The sequence below is a fragment of the Clostridium prolinivorans genome, from assembly GCF_004011155.1.
Taxonomy (GTDB): Bacteria; Bacillota; Clostridia; order Clostridiales; family Clostridiaceae; genus Clostridium_AT; species Clostridium_AT prolinivorans.
The window spans coordinates 1-2364 of sequence record NZ_RJWG01000036.1 but is presented as its reverse complement, the minus strand read 5'-3'; the positions used below and the strand labels follow the sequence as shown (position 1 = coordinate 2364).

Below are 2364 nucleotides of genomic sequence, written 5' to 3'. Positions count from 1 at the left end.
ATGGTAACATGTTTAGCTGACTGATACTAATAGGTCGAGGGCTTGACCAATTATATTAAGTCAATTAAATTAATCTGTGCAATTTTGAGAGAACAATTAAAATATTGTTTTCTTTATATTACTATTCCGTGGTAGCTCAATGGCGGAGCATAATAAATAAAACAATAAAATCTAAAAATAAATTTTTTGAAATGCCTTGACAGCTGTATTATAAGANGACCGAGTGGAAGAGTAGGACGTTGCCAGGTTAATAACATGGATCTTTAGCTCAGTTGGTTAGAGCAACCGGCTCATAACCGGTTGGTCCGGGGTTCGAGTCCCTGAAGGTCCACCATATGGGGGTATAGCTCAGCTGGGAGAGCACCTGCCTTGCACGCAGGGGGTCTAGGGTTCGAATCCCTATATCTCCACCAATCAGTCCGAAAGGACTGATTTTTTTTTACATTAAATTTTAAATTAGCAATTAAACTAATTAGAGAAAACTAATCTATAGTTATTAAGGACTTAAAAGTTAAGAATATGAAGCAGAGCCACAAGTTAGCTAAGGCTATGAGTGAAGGGAATTTTTCAGAGTTTAAAAGAACGGTAGAGTATAAAGCTAGTTGGTAAGGTTTATAAAGCCAAATGGGTTTGTGATTTTAGATGCAATCTTGTAACAAGACTTCCAGATTGTAAAAAAGCTATAGTGTAGCAGGGTTGGTGGGTATGCTCAAATTACGAATTAAAGAAAATTAAATAATTATTTTTAATATAATTATATAATTTTTGTTATTTTTATTACTTTTTAATTATATAGAGCTTATATAGTATGATATAATAAAAATTATTAAATTTTTATGGGGAGGTATTTGTTATGGAAAAATCAAAAGTATATTTTACAGATCTTAGAACAAAACCTGGTGTTAATCTTTTAGATAAAGTTGAAAGACTTATAAAAAAAGCTGGGATACAAAATATAGATTTTAAGAATAAGTTTACAGCTATAAAAATTCACTTTGGAGAGCCTGGAAACTTAGCTTACATAAGACCGAATTATGCTGCAAAAGTAGTTAGTGTTATAAAGGAATTAGGTGGGATTCCATTTTTAACAGATTCAAATACTCTTTATTCAGGGAGAAGAGCAAATGCGATAGATCATTTAGAGGCAGCTTATGAAAATGGATTCAATCCATTAACTCTTGGCTGTCATATTATGATTGCCGATGGACTTAAAGGAACGGACTACAGAGAAATAGAATTAAATTTAAAACATTGTAAGAGTGCCAAAATAGGTACTGCAATTGCAGATGCAGATATTATAATATCAATGACTCATTTTAAAGGACATGAAATGACCGGATTTGGAGGTACTCTAAAAAATCTTGGTATGGGTTCAGGATCTAGAGGTGGGAAACTTGAAATGCATTCAGCTTCAAAACCACATATTGTTCAAGAAAATTGCACAGCTTGTAGAAAATGTATTAATAATTGTGCTCAAGAAGCAATAACACTTAATGAAAATAAGAAGGCTTCAATAGATTATGATAAGTGCGTTGGCTGCGGTCAATGTGTTGCAGTCTGCCAATTTGACGCTGCTCAAGTAATATGGAATGAATCTGCTGATATTGCAAATGAAAAAATTTCAGAATATGCTTATGCAGTAATTAAAGATAAGCCAAATTTTCACATCAGCTTTATTATGGATGTATCTCCAAATTGTGATTGCTGGGATAGTAATGATGTTCCAATAGTACCTGATTTAGGTATAATGGCATCCTTTGATCCTGTAGCACTTGATAAAGCTTGCATAGATATGGTCAATGCTGCTCCTGTAATGAAAGGAAGCTACTTAGAAGAAAAGATAAATGAATGTGAAGGACATAGTGAAAATAATGATAAAATTCATCACATTCATCCAAATACTGACTGGAGAGCAAGTTTAAATCATGCTGAAGAAATAGGATATGGTACCCAGAATTATGAATTGGTAGTTGTAAAATAGATTAATTTATAAATGAAAGACTATAATTTAGTGTGTATTAATCTTTAATGTAATTATAATAGCTTTAAATTAATATTGTATACTTTGCCGGGTGTATCATTATGCAAAATAAATAGAAATAAAGCGAAAAAAAAAGATAAAATAGATTATTTAATTATAAATAATCTATTTTATCTTATATTATAAAAAAAATGTGATAAAATAATTTTCGTCATTGAGTAAAAATATTTTATCAATAATATAAAAATATTTTATTAGTAGATTAAATATTAAATAAAATTATTTATAAAAAATTGTTGACAAAATAATTTAAATTTGATAAACTATAAAAGCTGTCGGATGATAGCGAAATGATTGGTCTTTGAAAATTAAACAGAGAATAA

At 30.3% G+C, this 2364-nt stretch carries 1 protein-coding gene, 2 tRNA genes and 1 pseudogene; all 4 read left to right on the top strand.

The features are described from left to right. Positions 1-257: 257 nt before the first annotated feature. A tRNA-Ile gene (locus tag EGD97_RS12165) sits at positions 258-334 on the top strand. Between the two features lie 3 nt (positions 335-337). Then, positions 338-413: transfer RNA gene (locus tag EGD97_RS12160), tRNA-Ala, on the top strand. A gap of 40 nt (positions 414-453) precedes the next feature. After that, positions 454-606, top strand: a pseudogene (locus EGD97_RS12660) (RNA-guided endonuclease TnpB family protein); the annotation flags it as partial. A 247-nt stretch (positions 607-853) separates the two neighbouring features. Next, positions 854-1981 carry a DUF362 domain-containing protein gene (locus tag EGD97_RS12150; RefSeq protein WP_078683334.1) on the top strand — a complete coding sequence of 376 codons (1128 nt, stop codon included), beginning with the start codon at positions 854-856 and terminating at the stop codon, positions 1979-1981. Positions 1982-2364: the final 383 nt, after the last annotated feature.

Bases quoted from the DNA above. Each gene is read 5' to 3' on its own strand.
- EGD97_RS12150 (WP_078683334.1), top strand. From the start codon at position 854: ATGGAAAAATCAAAAGTATATTTTACAGATCTTAGAACAAAACCTGGT.